Origin of the sequence: Vibrio zhugei, from assembly GCF_003716875.1 — a bacterium.
GTDB lineage: Bacteria > Pseudomonadota > Gammaproteobacteria > Enterobacterales > Vibrionaceae > Vibrio > Vibrio zhugei.
This window is the reverse complement of record NZ_CP033078.1, coordinates 1,265,230-1,290,776: the sequence shown is the minus strand read 5'-3', so window position 1 is coordinate 1,290,776 and position 25,547 is coordinate 1,265,230. Positions and strand designations below refer to the sequence as shown.

The 25,547-nt window shown below is 47.0% G+C and carries 20 protein-coding genes, 2 pseudogenes and 2 CRISPR repeat arrays (1 of these 24 running past the window's edge); of the genes and pseudogenes, 11 read left to right on the top strand and 11 right to left on the bottom strand.

The features are described from left to right. A CRISPR array of direct repeats spans positions 1–579; the repeat unit is 28 nt; unit sequence TTTCTAAGCCGCCTGTGCGGCGGTGAAC; it reaches 49 nt to the left of the window's first position. Positions 580–711: 132 nt separating this feature from the next. The 6 genes from cas6f to cas1f form a co-directional block, all read right to left on the bottom strand. After that, entirely contained in the window at positions 712–1,275 is a 564-nt protein-coding gene (gene cas6f / locus EAE30_RS11285; protein ID WP_123016008.1) for a type I-F CRISPR-associated endoribonuclease Cas6/Csy4, read from the bottom strand. A 3-nt stretch (positions 1,276–1,278) separates the two neighbouring features. Beyond that, a complete protein-coding gene (csy3, locus tag EAE30_RS11280; RefSeq protein WP_123016007.1) occupies positions 1,279–2,286 on the bottom strand; it encodes a type I-F CRISPR-associated protein Csy3 in 1,008 nt (335 codons plus the stop codon). Position 2,287: 1 nt separating this feature from the next. Further along, positions 2,288–3,274: a type I-F CRISPR-associated protein Csy2 gene (gene csy2 / locus EAE30_RS11275; protein WP_123016006.1), complete on the bottom strand. Its 987-nt coding sequence runs from the start codon at positions 3,272–3,274 to the stop codon at positions 2,288–2,290. Then, positions 3,267–4,610, bottom strand: coding sequence for a type I-F CRISPR-associated protein Csy1 (csy1, locus tag EAE30_RS11270; protein ID WP_123016005.1), 1,344 nt, complete (start codon positions 4,608–4,610; stop codon positions 3,267–3,269). The genes csy2 and csy1 overlap by 8 nt, the downstream gene beginning before the upstream one ends. Before the next feature lie 421 nt (positions 4,611–5,031). After that, complete coding sequence (gene cas3f / locus EAE30_RS11260) at positions 5,032–8,391, bottom strand: type I-F CRISPR-associated helicase Cas3f (RefSeq protein ID WP_123016003.1); 3,360 nt, start codon at positions 8,389–8,391, stop codon at positions 5,032–5,034. After that, on the bottom strand, positions 8,392–9,360 hold the full coding sequence (gene cas1f / locus EAE30_RS11255; RefSeq protein ID WP_123016002.1) for a type I-F CRISPR-associated endonuclease Cas1f: 969 nt from the start codon (positions 9,358–9,360) through the stop codon (positions 8,392–8,394). It lies immediately after the preceding gene. Positions 9,361–9,678: 318 nt separating this feature from the next. Here cas1f and tssD point away from each other — a divergent pair, with 318 nt between their 5' ends. From tssD to EAE30_RS11230, 6 genes and pseudogenes are all read left to right on the top strand, one after another. Beyond that, the gene (tssD, locus tag EAE30_RS11250) at positions 9,679–10,152 is read left to right on the top strand and encodes a type VI secretion system tube protein TssD (protein WP_123016001.1); all 474 of its coding nucleotides are present in this window, start codon (positions 9,679–9,681) and stop codon (positions 10,150–10,152) included. Continuing rightward, positions 10,131–11,072, top strand: a complete 942-nt coding sequence (locus EAE30_RS11245; RefSeq protein WP_241967761.1) for a DUF4225 domain-containing protein — start codon at positions 10,131–10,133, stop codon at positions 11,070–11,072. The genes tssD and EAE30_RS11245 overlap by 22 nt, the downstream gene beginning before the upstream one ends. Beyond that, a pseudogene (locus EAE30_RS11240) lies at positions 10,996–11,421 on the top strand (IS30 family transposase); the annotation flags it as partial. The gene EAE30_RS11245 and the pseudogene EAE30_RS11240, both read left to right, overlap by 77 nt. A gap of 109 nt (positions 11,422–11,530) precedes the next feature. Next, positions 11,531–11,791, top strand: coding sequence for a DUF6444 domain-containing protein (locus EAE30_RS19190; RefSeq protein ID WP_315972110.1), 261 nt, complete (start codon positions 11,531–11,533; stop codon positions 11,789–11,791). A gap of 14 nt (positions 11,792–11,805) precedes the next feature. Continuing rightward, on the top strand, positions 11,806–12,951 hold the full coding sequence (tnpC, locus tag EAE30_RS11235; RefSeq protein ID WP_315972111.1) for an IS66 family transposase: 1,146 nt from the start codon (positions 11,806–11,808) through the stop codon (positions 12,949–12,951). Positions 12,952–12,986: 35 nt separating this feature from the next. Continuing rightward, a pseudogene (locus EAE30_RS11230) lies at positions 12,987–13,514 on the top strand (IS30 family transposase); the annotation flags it as partial. Between the two features lie 51 nt (positions 13,515–13,565). On the opposite strand, the gene EAE30_RS11225 reads toward EAE30_RS11230, so the two are convergent. After that, complete coding sequence (locus EAE30_RS11225; RefSeq protein ID WP_123014377.1) at positions 13,566–14,765, bottom strand: IS4 family transposase; 1,200 nt, start codon at positions 14,763–14,765, stop codon at positions 13,566–13,568. A gap of 1,046 nt (positions 14,766–15,811) precedes the next feature. Next, a CRISPR array of direct repeats spans positions 15,812–17,703; the repeat unit is 28 nt; unit sequence TTTCTAAGCTGCCTGTGCGGCAGTGAAC. 388 nt (positions 17,704–18,091) lie between these two features. Here EAE30_RS11225 and EAE30_RS11215 point away from each other — a divergent pair. Together EAE30_RS11215 and sugE are read left to right on the top strand one after the other, a co-directional pair. Beyond that, positions 18,092–18,700: a cytochrome c oxidase assembly factor Coa1 family protein gene (locus tag EAE30_RS11215; protein ID WP_123015998.1), complete on the top strand. Its 609-nt coding sequence runs from the start codon at positions 18,092–18,094 to the stop codon at positions 18,698–18,700. A gap of 192 nt (positions 18,701–18,892) precedes the next feature. Further along, entirely contained in the window at positions 18,893–19,216 is a 324-nt protein-coding gene (gene sugE, locus EAE30_RS11210; protein ID WP_123015997.1) for a quaternary ammonium compound efflux SMR transporter SugE, read from the top strand. Between the two features lie 76 nt (positions 19,217–19,292). Here sugE and EAE30_RS11205 read toward each other — a convergent pair whose 3' ends face one another. Together EAE30_RS11205 and EAE30_RS11200 are read right to left on the bottom strand one after the other, a co-directional pair. Next, positions 19,293–20,465 carry a flagellin N-terminal helical domain-containing protein gene (locus EAE30_RS11205; RefSeq protein WP_123015996.1) on the bottom strand — a complete coding sequence of 391 codons (1,173 nt, stop codon included), beginning with the start codon at positions 20,463–20,465 and terminating at the stop codon, positions 19,293–19,295. A gap of 183 nt (positions 20,466–20,648) precedes the next feature. Then, positions 20,649–21,623 carry a calcium/sodium antiporter gene (locus EAE30_RS11200; RefSeq protein ID WP_123015995.1) on the bottom strand — a complete coding sequence of 325 codons (975 nt, stop codon included), beginning with the start codon at positions 21,621–21,623 and terminating at the stop codon, positions 20,649–20,651. A gap of 304 nt (positions 21,624–21,927) precedes the next feature. Here EAE30_RS11200 and EAE30_RS11195 point away from each other — a divergent pair, with 304 nt between their 5' ends. Next, positions 21,928–23,112, top strand: a complete 1,185-nt coding sequence (locus tag EAE30_RS11195) for a DEAD/DEAH box helicase (RefSeq protein ID WP_123015994.1) — start codon at positions 21,928–21,930, stop codon at positions 23,110–23,112. A 244-nt stretch (positions 23,113–23,356) separates the two neighbouring features. Then, entirely contained in the window at positions 23,357–23,575 is a 219-nt protein-coding gene (locus tag EAE30_RS11190) for a hypothetical protein (protein ID WP_123015993.1), read from the top strand. An 82-nt stretch (positions 23,576–23,657) separates the two neighbouring features. On the opposite strand, the gene EAE30_RS11185 is transcribed toward EAE30_RS11190, so the two are convergent. Then, positions 23,658–23,912, bottom strand: coding sequence for a DUF1289 domain-containing protein (locus tag EAE30_RS11185; RefSeq protein ID WP_123015992.1), 255 nt, complete (start codon positions 23,910–23,912; stop codon positions 23,658–23,660). A gap of 139 nt (positions 23,913–24,051) precedes the next feature. On the opposite strand from EAE30_RS11185, the gene EAE30_RS11180 reads away from it, so the two are divergent. Next, positions 24,052–24,501 (top strand): META domain-containing protein, encoded by a 450-nt coding sequence (locus EAE30_RS11180; RefSeq protein WP_164711836.1) that lies wholly within the window; start codon positions 24,052–24,054, stop codon positions 24,499–24,501. 51 nt (positions 24,502–24,552) lie between these two features. Here the strand turns inward: EAE30_RS11180 and EAE30_RS11175 are convergent, their stop codons facing one another. Next, on the bottom strand, positions 24,553–25,506 hold the full coding sequence (locus tag EAE30_RS11175) for a class I SAM-dependent methyltransferase (protein WP_123017341.1): 954 nt from the start codon (positions 25,504–25,506) through the stop codon (positions 24,553–24,555). Between the last annotated feature and the right edge of the window lie 41 nt (positions 25,507–25,547).

Genomic DNA, 25,547 nt, shown 5'->3' with positions numbered 1-25,547 from the left:
TTGAAATGAAATTTCTAAGCCGCCTGTGCGGCGGTGTAGTTGAGCGTATCAAATATAAGGAAGCGGCAAGCTTTCTAAGCCGCCTGTGCGGCGGTGTAGGAATACTGGGGGCTGACGCTGAAATGACGATATTTCTAAGCCGCCTGTGCGGCGGTGTAGATTGCATTCCGTTAGATTTATAAGCTTGCGGATTTCTAAGCCGCCTGTGCGGCGGTGAACAAACTGGAAACGAACACATGGCGTATTTAATCTTTCTAAGCCGCCTGTGCGGCGGTGAACATCCCATTCTGGCCGCTGACATTGGTTGTTGTTTTCTAAGCCGCCTGTGCGGCGGTGAACCAAAATGCAAATGTGGAGCATCTAATCTGACATTTCTAAGCCGCCTGTGCGGCGGTGAACGGAATTAATGGTTGCCACGTGGCCGACAAAGGTTTCTAAGCCGCCTGTGCGGCGGTGAACTTCCCCCTTGTCTCGTTCCGCTTCTCTATCCATTTCTAAGCCGCCTGTGCGGCGGTGAACTGGCGTATTTACCATTATTAGCACCGTAAAATTTTCTAAGCCGCCTGTGCGGCGGTGAACTAGATGAAATTACCAATATATTGCTGATTTTAAAAGAGCTTTAAGTCTTTCTAGGTAAAACACCCTTTTTTTTTCGCTGAGTATCACAAAGCCCGTCATAGCGGGCTTGGTGAGTGGTCAGAAAAAAAAGGGTTAAAACTTAGGTACCACTGTCGTTGCGCTTAAGCCGTATTTAGAAAAGCCAATATCTGAGTGATTCGGCTCAGAGACAACGGTTTGCTTTATAAATAAAGGAAACTGTCGTCTTCCCGTCGATTGGCTTTTAATACGTACAAAAGGCAATTCCGAGCTTTCAGCTACGCTATCAGGAAGCTGCGCGACAGCTTGGTCATAGGTTAATCCATGGCGTTTCATCGCGCGGCGACGTAAACGCTCAGGACTACTTTGTACATGCACCCTTTGCACCTGCCAATAATCATTGACATCGGGAGCCGCCGCAATCGCTGAAACGGCCGTAAAATCCCCTAGCCCTTTACGCCACGGTAGCGCTTCTAACTGTGTTAAACGGTGTTGGCTACCATGCAATCGCAGTGTTTTCCCTAAGGATTTTTTACTTGCCTTAGGAAAACTCACACCGATATCGCCATTGGATACCTCAACCAATGCCCGATGCAATTTACTAAATAACGCATTCATCAGGATAGGCGCAGTAAATTCTGGGTCTTCTAGGATGTTAATATCTAGATAGTAGTCCATACATTACTCCGATTTACTGCCAAACACGCCACCGCGAATCAGATTAGCCATGACATAATGCTGCTGTTCAAGCTCAGGTACTTGGCCTTTTTCCATCCATTTATCGAACAAGGTATAGAAATCATCTTTGTTACTGCGGTAGGCTTTACCTCGGCTGGTCACCGAGCCAAACGGTTCGGCTGAAATCGGGCCCACTTCCTCTGCGCCTTGATACCAGGTATCAACAGTGCGAATCGCATTGCCGATTTTTTGTGAGTGTAGCGCGGCGGTACCGTCCACATCGTAAAGCACTTTACTCTTACGAGAATTGCTATCCAACACCAACTCTTGAGATGGGAACACCTCTTGGCCTTCACCCAGTTTTACAAACGCTTCGACTTTCAGGTAAGTAAATTGATCACTGGCAAGCCCTTGTTCGATCGCCGCTGACAACGCGTTGAGATCCTCACTTTGATAATCAAAGTCACGCAGTGATAAGTCATAACCATTAAATGTCCACACCGTTTCCCCTTCCTTGGTCACTTGGGTTACGCGAACTTTGATATCTTCTGCGCCAACGCGGTTACGCCATAGGAAGCGACCATTGGCTAAGTTGGAGGCATAACGGTGCGCTAATGTTGCAAACGACTGATCCGTAATGTAGGAATGAATGGTGTCACTTAACACCGCTTGATAGTCAGGATTATTACAAGCCGATGGCGTAGCAAGATCCCCCAATACCCGTAAGCTGAAGACGATTTTTAGGGTATCGCAATCAAAGGGTAACGCTGCCGTATCCACTTTTTGTAAGTTGGCTTTATTCACTTCTTGGTCTAATTTCGCTGGATCATTCAAAACCGCATTTTTTTGACGGTTCGAAATTGTGCCGCGTACGGCTTTTTCTTGCAAAGCGATCGGTTGCCACTGACTGTCACTGTTGATATCAGACCAATTACCTGCGAGAAGCAGGCCATCCGAGTTGGCCAATTTACGTTCAAATGCTAAGACTGATGCGGTTTTTACGGCTGCCATGCTAGTTCTCCTCAGAGGTTACGGTATCGTCATTCATTAATAAGACAGAAATATCCGGTTGGTAAGTGTTATTACATAAATACAGTGAGCGTTCGGCGTCATAAGATTGCGTCCAAAGGAGATGCTCAATATCTTTGATTCGATGCGGGCTAATCCACTGCCCAAGTGAATAAATCGACTCAACAAACTGAACGGGCACGCCACGATCACGAACATGACCAACACATCCAGGATCGTATAATTCAGAAATGCCTTGATAGCCGATCATGATGGGTTTAAGCCAGCCACTAAACTCTGGGCGCTCTACCTCCCATTTCGACTTATCGCCTTCTTGAGCGGGAGCGTCTGAGCGCATTTTTCGAGCACTAAAATCCAGCCAAGCTTCCATCAGGGGTTGTTGCGTTTGCTCAGCGTGCGCTTGCAAGACATCGTGGCGGCTCACCAACGCGAAACCTGGTAGAAATTGACGTAAGAATTGCTTACGCGCTTTGTCATCACGCTTCATTGACCCCGCATCTCGCACTACCTCGACGGCTTCGATTGACTCAATGATTCCGCCTGCGAGCCGCATAGGCGCGATCATTTGCGGGACAAACTCAGCAAAATCATCCAGATCGTCTGGCTCGATGTAACCGTCATCCTCTTTGCTTGATACCAAGATCAACACGCTGACGTCCATACGCATCTTACCCTCTTCATTAAAAGGGGCGGTGACGGCTTCTTTCCCTTTAAGCACCAGTGGATTACGGGTTAAAGCAAAGTAATTTTCGCGGCTCATGTTGTTGTTATAAGACTGAACCTGGCTGCTGTGGCAAATCACCGCACACCCTTTTAGCACAATATCGGTTGATATTTTTTGCTGAACTTTACGCTGTAAGGCATGGGTAAACCCTAAAAAGCTCGTCATCGCCGGAAAGCCCCACGTTAGCCCAGCAATGGCGTTTGCCCCTTGTACCTGTGCATGTTTGATGACAAGTAACTTATCCATGGAACGCTCCTTCTACATCGTCTTTCACTAGGCGCAACTCTTGGGCGGTCAACACTTTCCATTGCATAAATTCCACATCACCTGTGGCAATCTCTGAGTTACGCGCTAACTCAGCGTTTAAAAAGCGCGAAAAGTCTTCAGCCACTTGGACTTGCCACATTTTTTTATCGTATGCGTCGTTAAAATCTGAGTCGCTATAACGTCGTTGAGGATCAAGCCAAAGGGTTTGATGCTCGGGTAAATGACAATCAGGATGACTTGACCAGCCCGCCGGAAACGCTCGCACACTGGCACCATAAGCAATCAGGCGATCAACAATCTCATCAACACGGCGAGCTCGCTCTGCGCGAATTTCCCACGTGCTACGCTCATGCAGATGCGCCGCGAGGAATTTCTTAAGCCCCATAAGTAGCGGGTAAACCTGTCGCGAGAAGGGGCCTCGGAAAATGGATGTTACTTTTAAAGGCGGCTGCTCTTGGCTCTGCCATGTTGGCGGGGCGCTGCTGAGTAGATAAGCACGACCACCACGCGTCGAGTTGAGTTGACTGATATTTTGCGGTTTAGTGCCCCCAAAGGCCTGCACCGCCAGATAGGGGTATTCAACGGTTGGAGTGTCACTGTGCTTTTCATTGCGGCGGGCATCGCGTGCCGCTTTTTGCGCTTCTGAAAAGCGAGCGGTTTGCACGCGATCATAAATCGCATGGGTGAGTGATGTAGCAAACACAGGTAATATTAGATGGTAACCGCCCTCTTCGAGCGGCCAAAAGAGCTGTTTCGCGAGTTTATGGGAACTGGGATCTTTTGCTGTTACCGCGAGTTTAAAGCCGGCTAACCATTCGGCTAGCTGCTGATCGGATTCCGCGAAAGGTTCAAAAGGGGTCATATCACCTTGCTGAATAAAGTGGACCAGTCGCTTACCCTTTTGCTCAAGCATTAAAAGCTTGCCCACATCCAACGCAGCGGCGTTGCCCACAATATCAATCGCAGGCTCTGCGATACTGTTGGTTCCAATAAAATCTCGCTTTCCCGTAAACTGGTCAGCAAAAATACTGGTGCCTTTGGCATCCGAGTGGGTAAACTTTAACGCATGGGTCACCAGTTGGAGCTGCTTGGCGCGGCTCGCCGCATCCGTTAACCATACGCTTGGTTTAAAGCGTGCTTCCTCTTCTAACCTCCGCTCAAAGCGCTGCTGCTCATACGCTGCCACCTCTTCTGCTTTAGCCGCTTTGATGCCTTTTGCGGTATCCTTATCAAACTTCTCTAACCGATCGTCTCGACGGCCATGGATATAGTCGCGGATTTTGTCGGTAATGCTATTATCCCATTCAGTTGACATCAGGCATTCCTTCACTAGAAAAAAGTTTTAAATGTAGAGAAAGCATTCATTAAAGATGGCTTTATCAATGTAAGTATGGAGCAGACCATCATCATACTTTTAAAGATATTACACTCCCAAGTTTCTGTTTCGGTGACAACAAGCTTGCTGTTTTGTTTAAAATCAATCGCTCTGATTTTTTCTTTTTTAATAAACACCATATCCACTCCAATAGTTAACATAGAGTAAGCATATCTCTACAAGCCAAAAATATCAACCATTATAATATTTTCTAAATTTTCATTTTTTAAAAATCTCTACCATAGATTTACAGAGTTAAATGCTACGTATAATATACGCTGACCATAGCGATATGGCTCAGAAGATTATGATATTCTCTAATCATATTAACTTAACCGCTGAATAAGCGGCTCTACAAGCCCTACCTCAAGGGCTTGTAGAAACCTAAAACATCACTTCGCTGCCACAGGTTGTTTTCAGAGCTAGCGCGCAGCTGTATCGAGCCAAACTGTATGCACGCTTCAGCCAAGCTAAGATCTAACCGTTCCGCCAATACTTCAATCTCCTGCTGGTAATCAAATTCACCACCCCATACATGCACACCGCTGGCGAATCTCGGTGGCGGCTGCCGCTGAAAGCTTTGTTTATCATCCAGTTTTAGCTCTCCATCATCATGCCAGCGGTGCATTTTAGGAGCATCAAACACCTCTTCCATGTAATAACAGTAATCATTGCTAGGCGTGTGACGGCGAAACGGGAGCTGGCGCTGAATATGATTGGTCCAATGCATGGGCTGTTGCCACCACAAGCTCGCATAGGCGTGTTCGGTTTGCTTTTCCTCCCCCCAAAGCTGAGTGGCGAGCGCGGCATGCTCTAAATCCACAAACCGCGTGGTGGGATCGAGTACGTCATTTTTTTGAATGCGCGGCAAGGCATTGATCGTTTGATACTCGTGCGCGTTAAGTAGCTGCTCCAGCTTGTGCGTTGCTAAGGTGTGAGTGGCACTTTCAAAACCCGGCTTCACATAAGCCAAAGCGTCGCCCTGCAGCGCCCGATAGTTTTGATCCAGCCAGTGTATGTTTGGCGTGGTCACTTTGGTGATTTGGTCGTGGCGCAACACTCGGCCAGCGAGCTGAATCAAGGAACGAATCGACGAGGGTTCTACCACCGCCCAATCATAGGAATGATCTCGCCCGACTTCCGTCACTGGGCTACCCAGCACCACAAATATATGCTGATCATTCGGAGCTTTATTGAGTGCATCGCGCACACTGGGCTGTTGCCATAGTTGCTCTGGGTCTTTTCGGTGGAGCACCGTATCCAACATACGCTCGATATGAGAACGCTGCAAAAGCAAGAACTGGCTGTGATAGACGCAATAATGAACCTGCACGCCGTGCGGGCTGGGTAGATTCATCAGCTGCTGCGCCACCGCCACTAACGGTTTGATATTGGCCATGCGCACCAAGCCAAAACTTACCTTAGCAGTGCCGTTGGGCGACAGGTGGTAGTAGTTTTCATGCAAGGCTAGCGTGCTTTGCCAAATACGCTGCGCCATCCTACTCACGAGACTGTCGTCGTTATTCTCAGCAACAGACACCAGCTCTACCCGACGACGAATCTCTTGTGGTGCCAATTTTGCCGCGCGCTTGGCCATCACACGCTCATGCTCGAGTTTGAACGCGTCTAAATCCGGCACTGGTATGGAGGCGCTTTGGAATTCATCAAACCATGCACAGACAACATTAGTGCTAGTACTTGGGTTCACACCAATCGCCTTTTCATAATGACGACGCCCGGCTTGATAAGCATCAAACAGCGCTTGGACTAAATCTGGCGGCAAGGTCGCAGAAGACAGTAAAACATGGCTGCCCAGCAGCCCAGCCCAATTGACTAAGCGGCATAAGCCGGGCAAATCTTCTAAGCCAAAGTCATCGGGTTCATCCAGCACCAAATCCGAGGTTAATAAACGCAGCATCGGCGCCATCTGTTTGCCCCCACGACTGCCTTCCGTGGCGGGCATGAGATGGTCAATGGTGCTCACCAACACAGGTGCATTGACGAGTTTGTTCGTTTTAGGGGAGCTTTCCAGCCATTTCGATAAGAATCCATCGCCTAGCATGCCTTCGTAACTGACATAGCTATCTTGATCGGCAAACTCATTGGCCGACTCGGAACCCAGCACTTTGTCTGTTGGCTGATGTGCTAAGTCCGCGTCTTTACCTTGATGATCATCGTGCAGCGCTTTTACCGCTTTAGAACCAATCATTACCGCGAGGTCTTCTTCATCCAGCCGAAGCAGCGCTTTAAAGGCATCACCAGTTTGCAACGTTAATGTTCGAAGGCCTAGCGCGACGCTAAAACGGCAGCCTTTGCGCTCATCCGCTAAGCCATACATGATACGGGCATTGGCAAAAGTTTTTCCCATACCTGTGGAGGCGACATTGATGCCAAAGAAACCCTGTTGCCTCGCGTTATCACGCACACTCACTGCTAATTCATAGGCTTTGTTTTGCCATGCAAAACGCGTATTGGTCGTGCGTTTTTTTAACTCGGGGTGCCGCGTAATCACAGGTAAGGATTCTTTGAGGGCAGGCAACAAGCGCACCATCTGGTGACCATGGCGGTAAACCCCTATCAGGTGATCGTCTAACGCCTGATTGTATTTGCCGTTCTGCTTGCTGCCATGCTCGCGCCATGTATTAGCAAACACGGTGTCTTTCTGTGTTTTTCCCCAAGCGTGATCGTGCCAAGGACTTTTTACGCCGACACGATTCTGCCCCGAGTAGTAGTGATCCGCCAGCATTAAGCTCAGGCGAGAAAGGTGTAATGTAAACGGGTCAAACAGCCAATGCGCCTTGATAAAACTGGGGCGTTTCAATGCCTGTGCCGCAGTACGCGCCAACCGCGCACGCCACACGTTACTGCAAAATGGCGTCCCTTTGGGAAAAGACCACACCGCTTCGAGCTCTTTACCCGTCCAATCCTTATCGCTCTGCGGTGAGTTCCAAGGGCCTTTAATCGATTTGAGTATTTGCGCTGGGCGAGTAATAAACTCCGTCTGCCCTCTCACCTCTTCTGGGGGTTCTGGTAATTTATGGTGACTCAAAATCAACCAAGCCACAGCTTGGGCAACGGGTGGCAGCTTGCCAAATGGGGAACGCACGCGATCACTGAGCTTATCTCTGGTTAAAGAGGCTTGCACTTGCTGGTCGGTAGTTTCATCTATTTGGGTTAAGGCGCTTAACCACGCCTCATCGTGTTGAGCAGCATCAACGCCTTCGATGGCGTTTTTTACAAAAGCTTCAAAGACACGCAACGATACCCATTCATGACGGTATGGCTCGTAGCTATCCGTTTTCTTGCGCGGATTGATCTTATCTTGAAACGCTTGATTGGCTTTGCCCACATCGTGAAATAATGCTGCGATAGCAGTGAGCAAGCGCATGTCTTCGGCGGTGTGCCAGACATTTTCATCTTTAGCTCTGACAATATCTCGCCCCGTTACATTGGTGGGGACACTACCTTCGCTATTAAAACGCCGCGGATTGCCGACAATCCATTTAAGATCGGTGCGGTTATGCCCGCGTATCCAGTGGCAAGCGACAGAGGTATTACGCCGCGCCGTTTTCTTCAGCAATTTACGTAATGTCGTTAAACCTTGCTCAGTAATCGCCGTTTGCCATGTACGCTCACCGGTGCGTTCAGCAAATTGGTCGATCACTCGGCGCGTTTCTTTCAGGGCTTTTTTGGAACATTGAGAAACCAGAAGAATATTCATTTAAACGGCGCATTCCTCACTGATCGCTTTAAGGCTATCAATCATAAAATCCAGCGCCTCGCTTTGCCTAATCGCCGCGATACATGCTTGACGAAACTCTTGTTCACTGTCGCCATTCATCGCGCTTAAAAACGCTTGTGGCAGAACCACACCATCTTTGACTAAATCGGCCACATCAAACACCAACCCACCACGGCGGGTTTTACCATGCAATACCGATAAGCCATGGGGCAAGCCTAATACCCAAGTGGCCGTCGCCCCCAAGCCATAAGCCAAATAATTGCCGTGGTCTAAAAAACGATTGGCAAAATCGGTGCCCGCGCCTTGTTTCACACGTGAGAAATCATTATAGCCAGTGACAGCGCAGATGATTTTATACAGGGTTTTGGTCAGCCGAGCTTCGCTCAACATTAAGGCTTGCGTATCCGTGGCTTCATCCACTTGCTGAGCAAACTGATCTAAAGCCTTAGTAAGAGCGGCGACATTCAGCGCAAGGCCAGCGTCTTTGAGCTGTTTGTTTTTCACCCACTGAGTTTGGATAAATTCGATGCGGTATTGCTGAATATGCTTAGCGGCGGCGAGGCGCTTGGCGTCATCAAACCAAAACGATACCCAGTTTTGCAGATAACCAACAGGACGATATTCGCTTTGTGGACTGAAGAAAGACACATCAAAATCCACTTCATTGGTCGAAAACAGTGGCGCGCCACCACCGCCACAAAATCCCAGTAATACACCTGCTTTAGCCAGCTCTCTGACAGCGGCTTGCGTTATCGACGTGCCGTTGCCGAGTAACAGCGTGGTAGTATTAGCAATGGGAATATTCCAATAATAGGATTGTTTACCTTCATCGGTGACATATTCGACCCGACCGTCTTTGACCAACACACGACAATATTCGAGGTAATACATATTGGCACGTTTGGAGTGCAATATGGTTTTCATATCCGTGGGCGAGAACTGCTCCATGTCCTGTTTCCTAGCTGCGCTGTGATTACGAATGCCATGGTCGACACGGCCACTATCTCGTTACGTCCGCCTAAGATAACAAAATACCGCAGGTAGGTATTCTAGCCCTATCACCTTTTCACACAAAACAACTGATACTCTCAACAGCTAATCGCGCGAATCATTCACGGCCTATTCCGCCATGCCAGCAGATACTCAACATCAACTGCGGAAATTCACAAAAGATCACATTACGTCGACTTATATTAAATCTTCATTGAAAATTCCCTATAAAAACCTTCTAATAGTCAACACAATTCATAATAACCAATGTTTATAATGGCTCATACAGCATATCTCTCTATTATTGGTAGATCACAAGGTAGCATCTCTCAAGGGTGTAATACTAAATATTCTATTGGTAACAAAGCTCAAGAATCTCATTCTGATGAAATCACGGTTTTAGCATGTAACTTTACCTTAAGCAAACACGGTGGACCTGCCGAGGTCGTCATAACGAAACCTATTGATAAAGCCTCGCCACTCCTTGGTAACGCTTTTTCTAAACAAGAGCACTTACAATACACTATTAAGTTCTATCGCACCAATGAGCAAGGCTACAACGAGAATTTTTATGCCATTGAATTGGTTGATGCCTTAATTTCAACCCTGTCTTTTGATCAACCCAATGTGCTGAGTTCAGGGGATGAAGACATGTCAGAAGTTCTTTACCTCTCTTACCGAGATATCATCTGGAAACACAAAATAGCCGGTACAGAAGGCTATGAAACGTGGGCGATGTTACAGAAATGAGAAACAAAACGACTCCGGACTCATGGGATATTAGAGAAGTAGAAAAAGCGGGCAAAGGGCTCACCATGCAAGCTGTGACACTTTCACACCGCTACATCTCTGATGGAAGCCTCAAGATGCAGTTTGTTCGTGACGTCGATCGTTTTGAGCAATGCCTTGTTAATGACTTCAAGAGCGGAAAAAAGAACAAAGAAACGGTAGTCAAAGAGCTTCGCAAAGAAAGACAAAGCCTGATAGAACAAGGCGGCATGATCATGCAAAAAGGGATCGGTTTTATCGCTGGCGTCATGCAAGTAACCGCCGGAGCTGGAATGTGCTACGCCTCAGTGGGAACCTTATGTTTAATTGGTGCTCCTATGGCAGCTCATGGTATGAATAACATGTACGAAAATGGAAAGTATTTTGTCGATGGTGATGAAAATGCTACTGGGCTCGTTCGAGAAGGCTACCAATATGCATCTGAATCTTTAGGCTACTCAAAAACCCAAGGTGATATCGCCTACTATGGTATTGACTTAGCTATGTCAGCTTATGGATTAGTCGCAAAAACCACAACAGCTAAAAATGCCGCAGAGGCTTATCAAGTAACATCCAAGACTAACTTAAAACCGATGCTATGGAAAAACACTAGGAAAGCTAAACAATTTAAGTTATTTAGATATAGTGCTGAGGATTACCTAAGGGGTTATCAAGCAATGAGTAAATCAGCATTAGGAGCCGAGATGGGCGCTGATTACTCCCGATTTCAGATAATAAGTGCGACATTCATGGAAATATGTAGAAGAGGAAGCCAACTGCTGAAAGTGGTACGCTCTTCTCGCCAAAGAAACAAGCAGTACTACCATGAATTATCAACAGTTGACCGAAGGCAGAAGATACCAGATTTCTGCTCTTTTGGAACGGGGAATTTCGGTTCCTGAAATAGCTAAAACAGTTCAGTGCCACCGCTCGACGGTATACCGTGAGCTTAAACGCGGTCGGAAGGGAGAGCATTATTGCCCTAACGAAGCCCAGATGTCGTCTACCAAAAAGCGCAAAACAGCACGTAAATACCGAATACCAAAGGAACGTGTCGATTTTATCCGCCTTCTTTTAGAAACAGATTGGAGTCCAGAGCAGATTTCTAATGTATTAACGAAAATTGGTGCATCTGTCAGTCATGAGTGGATCTATCGCTTTGTTGCTCAAGATAAACGCTTGGGCGGTAAGTTATATCGTCACTTGAGACAAGGTCATAAGCGGTATCGCCGAGGTAAACAAGAGAAAGCTCGTAACCGTTCACCAGCCCCCCATTGACATATCAAATGTGATCAACAGCACTGGATCCACATTTTACTGTTGAGTGATCATTTCTAAGCGTCATCCTGTTTGCATGAAAATGAAAAAATCCAAATTCACAGAAGCGCCACCTGTGGCTTCTGATATCAAAGAAGCTAACGCACTCATTCAAGAGCTGTGGGAACAACTGCGTTTTTATGAAGATAAACTCAAGACCAATTGCTCCAACTCTTCAAAACCTCCTTCAACCGATGGGCCAAAAGAGCGAGCTGAAAGAAAAAAGCTCAAAGCTCTGGTGGTCGCCATTCGCGCGGAGCTAAACCGGGTCACTCAGGGCATCAACGACAACTCTCAGAACTAAAAGACAGTGATGTCGTGGTTGATTGCTTTCCTGACTCAACTTGTCCATGTTGCGGTAACACTGACGTCACGGTTCATGACACGCCTTTTTATCGTCACCAGGTCCATGAAATTCCTAAACCAACGATAGATATTACTGAGTACCGACTGTATTCAGGACAATGCCAGCACTGCAATGAACTGCTCAGAGCAAAGAAACCTGACCATGTTTCTCAAGGGATCATGGGGCCGAATCTTCTCAGCTATATTGCGGTATTAGCCGGTCAGTACCATTTAAGTATCCGTAAAACCCGCTCACTTCTGAAAGAGCAATTTGGAACCACATTCTCTATTGGAGCCATTAGCGAAGCGCAAACGAAAGTCGCTTCGATGTTAACGCCACTCCACCAAGCCATTCGAGATAGTATCCAAACCGCACCACTGGTACATGTTGATGAAACCTCTCATCCTCGTAATGACGAAGAAGGGCTTCGATGGTGCTGGCTTGTGGCCAGTGAAAACCTTGTTTATGAGAAAATCTTATTCTCTCGTTCCATGCATTCTGCGAAAACGGTGCTTGGTGAACATTACTCAGGCTTCGTTGTGAGTGACCAATGCCCAAGCTACAACTGGATAAACCCAGAAAAACATCAACTCTGCTGGTCGCATGTCACACGTAACCTTCAACAAATAGCGGACTATAGTGGCGGAGGATATACCGCTTACGTCGGCCGTCGTTTAACTCTGATTGCCAATATGATTTTCCGTATTCGTCATCGTCTTGAAAGAAAGGAAATCACGCACGGTCAATATCTTCGGCGAATGCAACGACTGCAAAAATCCCTCGATGACTGGCTTGAAAAAGGCAGTACACTGATAGTCCAAAGATATAAAGGACGATGCGAAAAATTGCAGCAGCATAGGCAAAGCTTATGGTTGTTCCTGAACGATACCTCAATACCGCTGACAAATAATGAAGCGGAGAGGCGCATACGTGGTTGCGTCATTCAGAGAAAAATCAGCTATGGAACGACATCCGATGCGGGTGATAAATTTAGAGGTCGCATCCACTCGCTTGTTGAGACGTGTAAAAAACGCGGACTATCAACGTATGCAGTACTCTCTGAGATAGTACAAGCGGTCACCGCACGCCAACCCTATCCCAACGTGTTCAACCTATAGCGAGCAAATCAAGTACCTACTGGTGAACGGTTACGAAAGCTCCAGCGATAAAAAATGCCGTTTCGATTGATGATAGACCAAGCATCGTTGACAGTAAGGAGCGGTTTGGTGACTGGGAAATCGACACTGTGCTAGGTAAGCATGGTACAGGTGCAATGGTGACTATTTTAGAGCGTAAGACTCGATTTTACGTGGTAAAGAAAGTGCCATCTAAGTCAGCGGATGATGTCACCAAAGCGACAATAGAGCTACTGAAGCCCTATAAGAAACATGTCCATACCATTACGGCAGATAACGGGCGAGAGTTTGCAGGTCATGAAACCATCGCAAAAGAATTAAAGGCTGATGTGTACTTTGCTCATCCGTACAGTTCTTGGGAGCGTGGTGCTAATGAGAATGCGAACGGTCTTTTAAGGCAATATGTGAAGAAAGGAACCGATCTAACGACAGTGACGGACATCGATATAGAGTTCGCTTTATCGCGGATAAATTACCGTCCGAGAAAGTGTTTAGGCTTCAAGCAGGCAGCCATTATATTTGAGGAGATGGCTTTAGCTTCTTGATATTGGAGAGTGTCGCACTTCGCAGTTGAATTCGGGCTCTGGCGGATCCCCTCATAATTCCCCCAACCCACAGGTATGCGTAAGGCGTTGATATTCGACCATTGCCCAATGATATTGGGACTCTTGTATTCGGTATCTTCGGTGGCAACGTACTTCCTTACCAAGTCTAGGAATGGAGAGCACACGGCGATGCTTGATGGTGTTGGCTTGGAAGTCATAATGCCATTTGGCTTGCATGGCGATTAAGCCATTCCACCACATGATGATTTCGGCCATCAATGCCATGAGCAACAAGATATCAATACGTTTGGTGCAACGTGTTCGGTTATGGCGAAGCGCCAACCCGTAGGCTGGACTTTTTAGATCTCGGAACGACTCTTCAATTTGCATTCTTTTGGCGTACAAACGGGTAATTTTAATGCCGTTAAGTACATGGTTGGGGATGTTAGTGACCAGAAGCCAAGGCTCTTTCGCTCCTTTATGGAACACTTTTCCAGCCGAGTGTTTCTGACAGGTTCGACTATGCCGATGGGCTTTTCTGCCTTTGGGATGACTCTTGTATAAGTAAGCAAAGCACTGAAGCGGTGAGCGCTTAGCCAGTTGGCTTTCTCCTAAAAACAGCGGCTTATCAGTCGCTTGAGGGTAAAAGGCTTTATTCCATTGCCAAGCGCTCTCGCCACACTTAATCGAGACTTCGCCCCGTACACGCCCAAGCCAGAACCAACCTTTGTTGGCGACTTGCCTGAACCACGTATTTCTAAAGCCAGCGTCGGAGATAATGATAGGGGTGCAACCTTGGGGGAGCAAGGATTGAAGCTTATCGAGAAAGTGCTGATGGCTCTTGGGTGAGTTGTAGTTTTTGTACTCAAATGCCTGTTCATAAAGCGTGACGGCGCGACCTTTAACGGATATCGAAGCTCGCAATGTCATATAGCGCAGTTGCTCACGAACATCCGACCAATCAACCAGTAGTACAGGAAAAGGATTGGCTCGGGTAATAAGGGACGCATGCCATTTATATATGGACTCTTTTTCACGATGTAGACTGCGATTACCAAGCAATCGGTCAATACGTTTGATGGCATGTTTCACCGTGGTATCAGTGTCGAGAGCTCGTCCAATTTTAGTGAGGGTGAGATCAGAGCCGCCCAGTACCGCTCTGGTTGCAAGCATAAGAGATCTAAGTCGTTTTTTGTGAATACCAGGGCATTGGTTTTCAAGAGTTTGCTGTAGAATTTGAACATCGCGCATCGTTAGGGCTCCCTATTAAATTCATTGAATCAAGTGTGTTTTTGGCGAAATTCATTAGATCAGAATGAGCGATGTGCGTCTACTCATTGTTTTATATAGAAATTATGAGGGGATTCGTAAGATTCGGGCTAAACAAACAACGTTCAAAAGGCATCATGTTTTTTAATACTCTCTTATGCTTACAGTAATGGCTCAATTTTTTTCCATATTCCTCTACGGAGGTAATATAATAGGTGCGCCTGTAAATATATTATTTTTCGAGAAATTTATTGTTAATCATCTAAACTTGCCCGGAAATGTACAGTTAATTGCCTTACCTATATTTTTATATCTCGCTTTTTTCTGTCACCCGAAACATAAAAAAAATGTGTGATAAAAGTCATCACAGACACCCATTCATTTACGAGTCAACGATTGATTTAGCGCAGGATATTTTCTAATGGGTTTGACAAAAGAATGGGAGTTTTGGTTTATCGGAGTTCCCACGATCTTATTCGGTAGCTACGTACTTATCTGGGCGATTCCAGGGACAATATGTGGAGTGATACTGGCTTTGGGTAATTCAAAGCGCATGATTTGGATTGATAATCAACTATCCAAAGATGCAAAGAAATTACATTCCAACGATCAAAGCATGATGCCTTACAGCATTACGTCTCGATTTATGCGCTATTGTTTAACTTATCCGTTTATTTCTCACCGTATAACGACAACCTCGACCAAATTCAGAGTCTTCATGTGGATAAATACTTTAGGGTTTTGGAGCTTTTTAAGCGTTAGCTTTCTTGTTTTTATCGCAAAAGCGATAAAAATTATTCCGTGATAATTAAGGCCGGAGAGACGTTTCTTTTTGCATTTATTGCTCCTTTATTCTTTCAAATCATCGCTGCTAGCTCCAATGTCTTCTTCACAAAAGGCTATTTAGTCTAGAACTAACCAAGCTGATTCGAATAAAATGCTGCGCTAAACAAAATTCGCAGACGACGAAAATAGACATTGACATGAAGCACATCCTTTGGAATAAAGCGACGCCGATTTCAGTTACATTTTATAGCTGCCTGTACGTCAGTGAACGCGGTCAGTCGTTACGACCAGGCTGGCTTCCATTTCTAAACTGCCTGTACAGCAGTGAAACAACAATCAGCAAGCAAAAGCGCGAGCCTTACCTTTTCTAAGCTGCCTGTGCGGCAGTGAACTTGGAGAGAAAGATGAAAATCGATTATGAATTTTTCTAAGCTGCCTGTGCGGCAGTGAACGAATGACGCTCTTAACTTGCGAGCGACTGACTTTTCTAAGCTGTCTGTGCGGCAGTGAACCGAATTGTGCGATATGTCACGGAAAATCGGACATTTCTAAGCTGCCTGTGCGGCAGTGAACGAAACAAGCGAAGCCAACGCGGCGACGTCCGATTTCTAAGCTGCCTGTGCGGCAGTGAACGCCTAATGACATCAAATATTCTATTACAGTAATTTCTAAGCTGCCTGTGCGGCAGTGAACTTGCTGAAGAAAGTTCTGTTGCCCCATTTCTCTTTCTAAGCTGCCTGTGCGGCAGTGAACGTTGATTTCGGTTACCGCTTCTTTAATTTCGCTTTCTAAGCTGCCTGTGCGGCAGTGAACCGATAGGCGCGGAAATCTCTCGCTTTCTGGATTTTCTAAGCTGCCTGTGCGGCAGTGAACTCCACCGGACAGGTCGCGGTCCAGGCGGGAAGTTTCTAAGCTGCCTGTGCGGCAGTGAACGCCTGTTGCTGCCGGACGAGTTCACGGCCATGTTTCTAAGCTGCCTGTGCGGCAGTGAACAACAAGCGGTTCAAAATATCACAGCCCCTACGTTTCTAAGCTGCCTGTGCGGCAGTGAACTTAAGCAAAACAAGCAAGATAGTAATAGTTCTTTTCTAAGCTGCCTGTGCGGCAGTGAACTTGATTGAGTACGATGTATCGAACGCATACATTTTCTAAGCTGCCTGTGCGGCAGTGAACTTCGCACAAGATTGTGTCGATGTGTTCGTAATTTTCTAAGCTGCCTGTGCGGCAGTGAACGCGTAATCTTTTGGACAACAAACATATCCAATTTTCTAAGCTGCCTGTGCGGCAGTGAACGGTTGGATAAATGGCTTCCGAATGGCGCGTATTTTCTAAGCTGCCTGTGCGGCAGTGAACAAACGGTGCGAATGATACTTCATGGTCTACATTTTCTAAGCTGCCTGTGCGGCAGTGAACGCTTTGGCGTAAATAAAGCTAATTTCAATAATTTTCTAAGCTGCCTGTGCGGCAGTGAACAAAGAGAAAATCCTTTAGGACAATGCGTCAAACTTTCTAAGCTGCCTGTGCGGCAGTGAACTGTTTGTACTTCCAAAGCCGCCTGAGCCTCTGTTTCTAAGCTGCCTGTGCGGCAGTGAACAGACTTATCATCTTGTTGTTTCTTTTCCTGCTTTTCTAAGCTGCCTGTGCGGCAGTGAACCCGGCCGGGCTGGTGATATGGAGTCCCATTCCTTTCTAAGCTGCCTGTGCGGCAGTGAACGTTCCTGGAACTGCGTGCGGTCACTGGTTTTCTTTCTAAGCTGCCTGTGCGGCAGTGAACTATTAACTCGTTGTTATCTTTAAACTCTTCAATTTCTAAGCTGCCTGTGCGGCAGTGAACCAGAGCAATCATCATTTATCTGTGCGCTCATATTTCTAAGCTGCCTGTGCGGCAGTGAACGGGAAGCAAGAAGAAAAACCATCGGTGCCAGATTTCTAAGCTGCCTGTGCGGCAGTGAACATGGCCTCCAATTCTCATCCCAGAGACTACGTTTTCTAAGCTGCCTGTGCGGCAGTGAACCAGGTGTTTTAGGCTGCACGCTGAAATCATCATTTCTAAGCTGCCTGTGCGGCAGTGAACAAAGTGGTCACAGTGATAAAGTGGTCACAGACTTTCTAAGCTGCCTGTGCGGCAGTGAACTAGAAAAATATAACAAAAAACGACGAAATAGCAACAGATTAGCCAGAAAAACCCTTTTTTACCCTTTTATTTTGACCAAAGTTTAACTATCTGTTTTTAAATGATTTTTTATAAAGGCCAAAAAAAAGGGTCTACCGATAAAATAAAAGGGTCAAAGAAGGCGCGGTTTATCTCACCGTGTCGAACTCCACTGTATGTCCATAGCCGAGCGATGGTATCGTCTTCAACCCCTCATCATGCAGTTTTAGATCTGTATCTAAAGAACCAACAAAACATGGCGGCCTAATTACACTTACTATGACTTGTCTCTATAATCTGCGCGGCAAAACCCACGATACGTGGTTGGCGAGTAAAAATAAGCAATACGACAATAAAAACGAGGATTGAAATGGAAAATAATACGTCAGGTCAAGGCAAATATGCCGATATCCCGAGTGAAATACAAGGTTGGAACTGGGGCGCTTTTTTGCTGACTTGGGTGTGGGGCATTGGCAATAATACCTACCGCGCATTTTGGATGTTCTGTCCATTTGTGAATATAGTCATGTTTATTGCGCTTGGTCTAAAAGGCAATGAGTGGGCATGGCGACATAAACGCTGGCAAAGTGTTGAACATTTTAAACGAGTACAAAAAAAGTGGACGATAGCGAGTCTCATCTTTATCGCGGCCATGTTGATATTTTTTGTCTCACTATTTTTTGGCGTGGGTAGCTTGATGAAAGGCTCTAAGCCTTACCAAGTGTCTGTCTACCAAGTCCAACAATCCTCTGAGGTCGTCGCCCAATTAGGCACACCAATCACGAGCGGCTTTGTTAATGGCAGTATCGATTCATCAGGTGCCGGAGGTGCTGCCAACTTTTCGTATAGCATTGAAGGCCCCAAAGGCAGTGGCACCGTGTATGTCAAAGCGAACAAAGATCTCGGTGCATGGTCCATCCAATGTCTTGTAGTCGACTATGAAGGAACGTCGGGCCGCACCATTATTGTTCCATGCTAAAGTGAGCAAACAGAAAGTAGCGTGATAGCAAAGGGGGGGAGATGGACAAGCCATTATCCCCCTTTCTTTTAGTCCCAACTTTTAGCGCCATTGCTGAGCCGTGGCTTGCGTGATAGATTCGCACAACTGTTCTCAGGGACGACCCTGCGAATGTCTGACCGATTGGGGACGACCCCGTTAATAGGTGTTCTTATGAACTGGTTAATTCTCATTGTTGCAGGCTTGCTCGAAGTCGTTTGGGCCATCGGCCTTAAATACTCACATGGATTCAGTAAGCCCCTACCGTCATTGATGACTCTCACCGCGGTTGCTGCCAGCTTTTATTTACTGAGTCTGGCGCTTCGTTCACTGCCGTTAAGCATTGCCTATGCCGTTTGGGTGGGGATCGGCGTGATTGGAACCGTTCTGTTTGGCTTTGTGGTTTTTAAAGAACCGATTTCTCTACTGAAAGTCATTAGCCTAATGCTGATCATAACAGGCATCATTGGCTTAAAAGTCGCCACAACAGCACACTGATCGGCCGTCGCGGCGTGCAGGAAGCAACACATCAGGGTTTTCTGCACGCCAGCATATCATTCGAGTGAATCCGGCACTAACCGAGTAAACGCAGCGCTTGCTGCGGGATGTGATTCGCTTGAGCAAGCATGGTGGTGTCTCCTTGCTTAATCATTGAATGCTGGGTGAATGCGGTGGTTTCACGGGCGTAATCGGTATCCACGATCTGACTATGACTGTGCGCCACATTCGATTGTGCCCCAGTCAAATTACTGATGGCATGAGAAAAACGGTTGGCAACGGCGCCTAAGCGGCCTCGTCCGGAGTCCACATATTGCTGAATATGGTCAATGGCTTTGATGACTTCATCCACGGAATGCGCATTACTCAGTTCCGGCAGCGGATACGCCTCGTCCACCTCATCGCCAAGTGGCTCTTCTCCTTTTACCCCCGTAAACAGGCCATTGCTCGTAGCACTTGGCCCTTCTAGCGGGTTGTGCAATACCACATCGCCATTGCTGGCATAATACACTAGGCGTCGGCCACTGTGCTCATCGGTCTGTTCAATGCGTGCTGTTATCGAGGTTTGCTGATTAATTTGGTTGGCGAGTTGTTCTAGGGAGGATTGAGGGGCCAAGAGCACCGTCTGATCCGCTTGCTCTGGATGTGTGCGATTACGAAAACTTAGCGAATCTCCTTGCTGAGAACGCCAGCCGGGTTTGACATAGGCATACTGAGCCCGTTTGGCATCGCTTTCGTCCTGACGCCGAATGACACTTAAATCGGGCATGACCACTTTTACGGCTTCGCCAGAAAAAGCGCCAATCTGAAAAGCTCGCTCCTCATACAACCCATTGAGCAAAGGTTGCCCGGCAAAACGCGTCGTAGCCGTAATATGGCTTAGCCCATCACGCAGGGATTCGTACTCTTGGCTTAGGCTCTCGTTCTCTGTTTGTGTATTGGCACCATTGCCAAACTGTAAGGCAAGCTCGCGCATCCGCATCAAGATTTCCGAGTATTCTTGCATGCCGCTTTCAGCGGTTTGCACAATCGAGATGCCATCATTAGCATTGCGCACTGCCATCCCCATGCCACTGTCTTGCGCCTGTAGGCGGTTCGCAATTTGTAATCCTGAGGCATCATCACGCGCCGAGTTAACTTTTTGCCCCGTGGTCAATCGTTCCATAGACAATTGCACGCGCTCATCGGTTTGATTTAACTGATGCCGAGTATGCTGCGCTGCAAAGTTTGTCTTAATACCGATTGCCATGGCCGTGAATGAAATCCATTAAGTCCGATCCGATGGATATACAATGCGCTGTATATCGCCCATTCCTTTATGTCGGCATCAACGCCAAAAAATAAAGGAAAATTAAGCGATTCATTGCTCATCACATCAATAAAAGACGAGAACCCCACCCGCCACGACGCAGACAACGCGAGCTTGGCGTGTCTACTGGAGCACGCTGGAAATCAAATAGCCGTTATACAATAGATAAAACATCAACAAAATTGCCCCTTCCACTCGGTTAATCCGGCCGGGACGCCCTTTGATACTGATCGCCGTCATCAAAAGAACCACGGTCACGGCAAGCATCGTCATCCAATCGCGCCAGAAAATTTCTGGACCAATATCTTTCACCGGATGAATCACTCCGGCGATACCAATCACCGCGAGGATATTAAACATGTTGGAACCAAGAATATTCCCCAATGCGAGATCGTGCTCACCTCGCCGAGCGGCAATCACCGTCGCTGCCAACTCAGGTAATGACGTGCCCAACGCAATCACCGTCAAGCCAATCATTAAATCGCTCACTCCCATCGCATGGGCAATATTGACAGCGCCATAAACCAGCAAGCGCGAGCTGCCGATCAATAACGCAAGGCTAAACGCCAACCAAATGAGTGCGGTCTTGAGTGTCATGGTCGCCACTTGCGGGTCCAGCTCAGCTTCGGGAGTCATACTGTCATTGTTGCCACGCAAGCCGCTGTAGATCGACCATACGACAAAGGCGAAAAACCCAGCCAGCAACACCCATGACTCGAGTTGGGTCAAGGTGTTATCCCATAACATCACCCCCAAACCTAAGGTGATCACCAACAAAATAGGCAGTTCTTTACTGACGATTTTAGAACGGACAGAAAGCGGGGCAATCAGTGCGGTAAATCCAAGCACCAAACTGATATTCACAATGTTCGATCCCAGCGCGTTGCCCAGTGCCAATGAAGGTGCACCTTGCAAAGCCGCCATGGCCGAGACCACCATTTCTGGGGCCGAGGTACCAAAGCCGACAATCACCATACCGATTAACAAAGGCGGCATGCCTGCATAACGCGCCGTTGCAGAAGCGCTTAATACAAACCGATCGGCGCTCCAAACCAAAATAACAAATCCAGCGATAATTGCTGCAATCGATAATAACATTGCTATGTACTCTTTATAGGTAAAAAGGAAGAATCAACCGCATGAGCGAGTCAATGCAAAGGCATCCTACAAAGAGAAGTGAGTCGCACGCCCCCTCCTCGCGCTCAAGCCTTGAGGAAAGACGCGTTCATAAGGGGTCATGGATCGTTAGCGATTATAAATAAGCCACACACTAAACACAATGACTGTGCGTGCATCGTGTGCCAGAAAGCAAAAATACGCTCTTAAGGCCATCAAGAAGTATGTTATGATAAGTGCTTAGATATTACTTGGCACTAACGCCATTAACTGATTGAGCTATTTCATGTCATTTGAAAAACTAGGCCTGAGCCAACCCCTCATTGACGCTGTGCACGCGTGTGATTATACCGCCCCAACTGAGATCCAAACGCAGTCGATTCCCGTCATTTTACAAGGCAGGAATATCATTGCGGCGGCGCAAACTGGCACAGGTAAAACGGCCAGTTACCTGTTACCGATCCTTGAAAAACTGTCTGCCGGTACCACACAACGTAAGAAACGCATTCGCGCTTTGGTGTTGGTTCCCACTCGCGAGCTTGCTGTGCAGGTCGCTCGCAACATTGATCAATACACTCAATTCAGTGCGTTAAGTGGCACAGCCGCGTATGGTGGCGTAGACGATAAGCACCAAAAGCAAGCCCTGCTGACCCCCGTTGATATTTTGGTTGCCACACCGGGTCGCCTGCTCGATCTGTATGGTCAACACGCGGTGCATTTTGATGAAGTGCAAACCATTGTGCTTGATGAAGCGGATCGCATGCTCGATATGGGGTTCATTGATGATATCAATAAGATTCTCGATCGTTTACCTCAAGATGCGCAGCAACTGCTGTTCTCTGCAACGTTATCCAATAAAGTTCGTGATTTAGCCAAAACGGCCGTGCCTGATGCGTACGAAGTAAAAATTGCCGCTACGGACGCGTCCAAAGCCAGCATTAAGCAATGGATGATTCCAGTGGATAAAGATAAAAAATCCGCGCTATTAAGTCACTTGATTACCACCCAAGGCTGGCAGCAAGCTCTGATCTTCATTGAAACAAAACGTGGCGCCGCGAAGTTAAGTGAACAACTGGCAAAACGGTGCATTGAAGCGGAAGCGTTTCATAGCGGGCGTAGCCAAGCCATTCGTAATCAACTATTAGACGATTTTAAAGCCGGCCACATACGCTTTATGATCGCCACTGGGGTTGGGGCGCGCGGGATTGATATCGATCACTTAGAGCGTGTTGTGAATTACGACTTACCCTTCCCTGCCGATGATTATGTCCACCGCATTGGACGGACCGGACGCGCCGATGCCACTGGAGAAGCGATCTCGTTTGTCTCCAAAGACGATTTTAAGAATCTTTGCATGATCGAAAGTCGCTTAGGTCACCTGCTTGATCGTGAAATTATCGCTGGTTTTGAACCGAAAAAACCACTGCCGATTAGTATTTTAAATTACGTGCCCAAACACAAACGATCATAATTTTAACACCGACTGAGCCAATAATCAGTCGGTGTCTCCTTACCTAACCGCCGATCCACGCCCGTGGTGATGACGATATTTCGCTTCACCATACAAAATCTAATGTGACAATACCGCAACGAACGCGCAAACGGCTCTACCTCTTTGTGACACATTAGAAAAGATACCTCGCTTACCTGTTGCTTTTTTATACAACAAAGGTTAATTTTTAACCTTCACTGGTTAATAATAGGTGTCACATACTATGAAACGAACTGGCAACACATATCGTCTCGATCTAATAAAACAAGTCGCAAGTAAAACACAGCAACATAAGCCGGATCCAATGGCAGAATATATCAATACAATGCTCACGAAGAGCGAGAAGAAAGTACAACGGCCGACAACGAAAGGGAATTTTTCTGGGGTGCATTATGATGAGCATATCGGTGGCTGGGTCAGCGATCGCTGGAATGGACAATAGCAATAATTCTGGCTGTTGTCGTCTCAACAGCCTGCTTTTCTCCCTGTAAATCTATCCCTCTCCTCCTTGATTCAACCCACCACTAAAACAAATCTTGTTGCGGATTATCGCTCGTCTGATTGTCTGTCGCGCTCGCTTTTTGATGGCCTTTGCCCATTTTTCGTCGATAACGGAGCTGACATAAACGAATCACATGACGTTGCTCCACCGGAGACATGGTTTGCCAACGGAAGCGTTCATCACGTGTGCGCATGCAGCCGAGACAATACCCTTTGGCGTCGGTACTACACCGTCGGATACAAGGGCTGGGGACAGAAAAAAACTCTAATTGCTCCATGAATCCATCACCTCCTCTTTCAACAAGGCGGAATCAACATCACATCTCTCAGTAATCTCAATACTTATAACGCATTAATGACATTTTCTGCGTATAATGCACTCTACGTCAGAATATGCATATTATTTGGAGTGCTAGCATGAAGCTTAGTTCAATTTCGACCATTACAGCAATCGCCTCAGCTGTCATCATCGCAGGGTGTGCCAGTCATAAAGCCACACCGATCACCGCTAAAGACCTTCAAGCGCATCGCTGGGTACTGACCACTGTTGATAAAAAAGCGGTCAAAACCGATCCAACGTCTACCCAACCTTTTATCCAATTTGACGACACCATGATGGCAAGCGGGAATGCGAGCTGCAATGATTTTTTCGGCAAAGCCAAACTGGATAAAAATCGCCTACTTCTCGACAAGTTGGCGCTGACCATGAAGTTGTGCTCAGATGACATCATGAAACAAGAACAAATGATCCACAGAAGCTTATCGTCATGGACCGATTTAAGCTTAGCGAAAGAAACGCTGACGATTAAAACCCCGAAACATACCTTGGTTTATCAGGCGGATAATACCACTGAAGCGAAGCAATAATGTTGGGTGAATGACTGCGCCTCGTTCACTAAGAAGCGCAGTGATACAACGTTATTCTGGTGATGGCGCTTGGTAATTGAAAACCAGCGCCTTTAATGCGGCTTCATTATCGATATCGGCAAATTCGGGTGGATTATCGAGCCGATGAGAAAATACCACATCTGGCGCATGCTCGCGCATCGCATCAAGCAGAAAATCACTGCTGACCATCGGCGAATTCACACAAGCCAGTACTTGCCCACCGTCGGCTAATAAATCGGGTAAGCGACGCAAAATCTTTTGATAATCTTTGGTTAACGCGAAACTGCCTTTTTGAAAAGATGGCGGATCGATAATGATCAATTCATAAGGCCCAGACTTACGAATTTTCCCCCATGATTTAAAAATATCGTGACCTAAAAACTTCACTTGATTGAGGTTATGCTCATTAAGCTGATGGTTGACCCGCCCTTTTGCTAACGACCCCCGCGACATATCGACATTGACCACTTGGTCCGCACCACCAGCCATCGCCGCCACCGAAAAACCACAAGTATAAGCAAAGAGATTTAATACGTTCTTATGCTGAGCATGTTGTTGTACCCATTGTCGCCCAAAACGCATATCTAAGAAGATGCCCATGTTTTGGTTACGGCCGAGATCCAACTGAAAACTCAAACCATGCTCTTGCACAATCGGTCGGTCGTTGATCTCACCGACAATCACCTTCGTCGGTGCGCCATCGGCATAGCGGTGTTGAATAAAAATACTTTGCCCTTGTTGTTGCTGCCACAACGCAGACTGGCTGAGTCGCACTAACCCAGCAACAAGCTCGTTCAAAAATGCGTCATCCACCGCTTTGAACAAGGTGACCTCTAATTGGCCTTGTAACCAATCGCACGTCAATTGCTCAAGACCGGGCCATTGTTGACCACGACCATGAAATAAGCGACGCACTTCATGCGGGGCATGTTCAAGTGCCTGTTCGACATGCTCAAAAAACAGCGGCAACGCACTGGCGGCCATCGCTGAGGGTGAAGTAGACAATGCTGTCATGTCTTTTCCTT

Bases quoted from the DNA above. Each gene is read 5' to 3' on its own strand.
- cas3f (WP_123016003.1), bottom strand. From the start codon at position 8,391: ATGAATATTCTTCTGGTTTCTCAATGTTCCAAAAAAGCCCTGAAAGAA.
- csy1 (WP_123016005.1), bottom strand. From the start codon at position 4,610: ATGTCAACTGAATGGGATAATAGCATTACCGACAAAATCCGCGACTAT.
- EAE30_RS11175 (WP_123017341.1), bottom strand. From the start codon at position 25,506: ATGGCCGCCAGTGCGTTGCCGCTGTTTTTTGAGCATGTCGAACAGGCA.
- csy2 (WP_123016006.1), bottom strand. From the start codon at position 3,274: ATGGATAAGTTACTTGTCATCAAACATGCACAGGTACAAGGGGCAAAC.
- EAE30_RS11180 (WP_164711836.1), top strand. From the start codon at position 24,052: ATGAAGCTTAGTTCAATTTCGACCATTACAGCAATCGCCTCAGCTGTC.
- EAE30_RS19190 (WP_315972110.1), top strand. From the start codon at position 11,531: ATGAAAAAATCCAAATTCACAGAAGCGCCACCTGTGGCTTCTGATATC.
- tssD (WP_123016001.1), top strand. From the start codon at position 9,679: ATGGCTCATACAGCATATCTCTCTATTATTGGTAGATCACAAGGTAGC.
- EAE30_RS11225 (WP_123014377.1), bottom strand. From the start codon at position 14,765: ATGCGCGATGTTCAAATTCTACAGCAAACTCTTGAAAACCAATGCCCT.
- cas6f (WP_123016008.1), bottom strand. From the start codon at position 1,275: ATGGACTACTATCTAGATATTAACATCCTAGAAGACCCAGAATTTACT.
- EAE30_RS11185 (WP_123015992.1), bottom strand. From the start codon at position 23,912: ATGGAGCAATTAGAGTTTTTTTCTGTCCCCAGCCCTTGTATCCGACGG.
- sugE (WP_123015997.1), top strand. From the start codon at position 18,893: ATGAACTGGTTAATTCTCATTGTTGCAGGCTTGCTCGAAGTCGTTTGG.
- EAE30_RS11215 (WP_123015998.1), top strand. From the start codon at position 18,092: ATGGAAAATAATACGTCAGGTCAAGGCAAATATGCCGATATCCCGAGT.
- EAE30_RS11190 (WP_123015993.1), top strand. From the start codon at position 23,357: ATGAAACGAACTGGCAACACATATCGTCTCGATCTAATAAAACAAGTC.
- EAE30_RS11205 (WP_123015996.1), bottom strand. From the start codon at position 20,465: ATGGCAATCGGTATTAAGACAAACTTTGCAGCGCAGCATACTCGGCAT.
- cas1f (WP_123016002.1), bottom strand. From the start codon at position 9,360: ATGGAGCAGTTCTCGCCCACGGATATGAAAACCATATTGCACTCCAAA.
- EAE30_RS11195 (WP_123015994.1), top strand. From the start codon at position 21,928: ATGTCATTTGAAAAACTAGGCCTGAGCCAACCCCTCATTGACGCTGTG.
- EAE30_RS11200 (WP_123015995.1), bottom strand. From the start codon at position 21,623: ATGTTATTATCGATTGCAGCAATTATCGCTGGATTTGTTATTTTGGTT.
- csy3 (WP_123016007.1), bottom strand. From the start codon at position 2,286: ATGGCAGCCGTAAAAACCGCATCAGTCTTAGCATTTGAACGTAAATTG.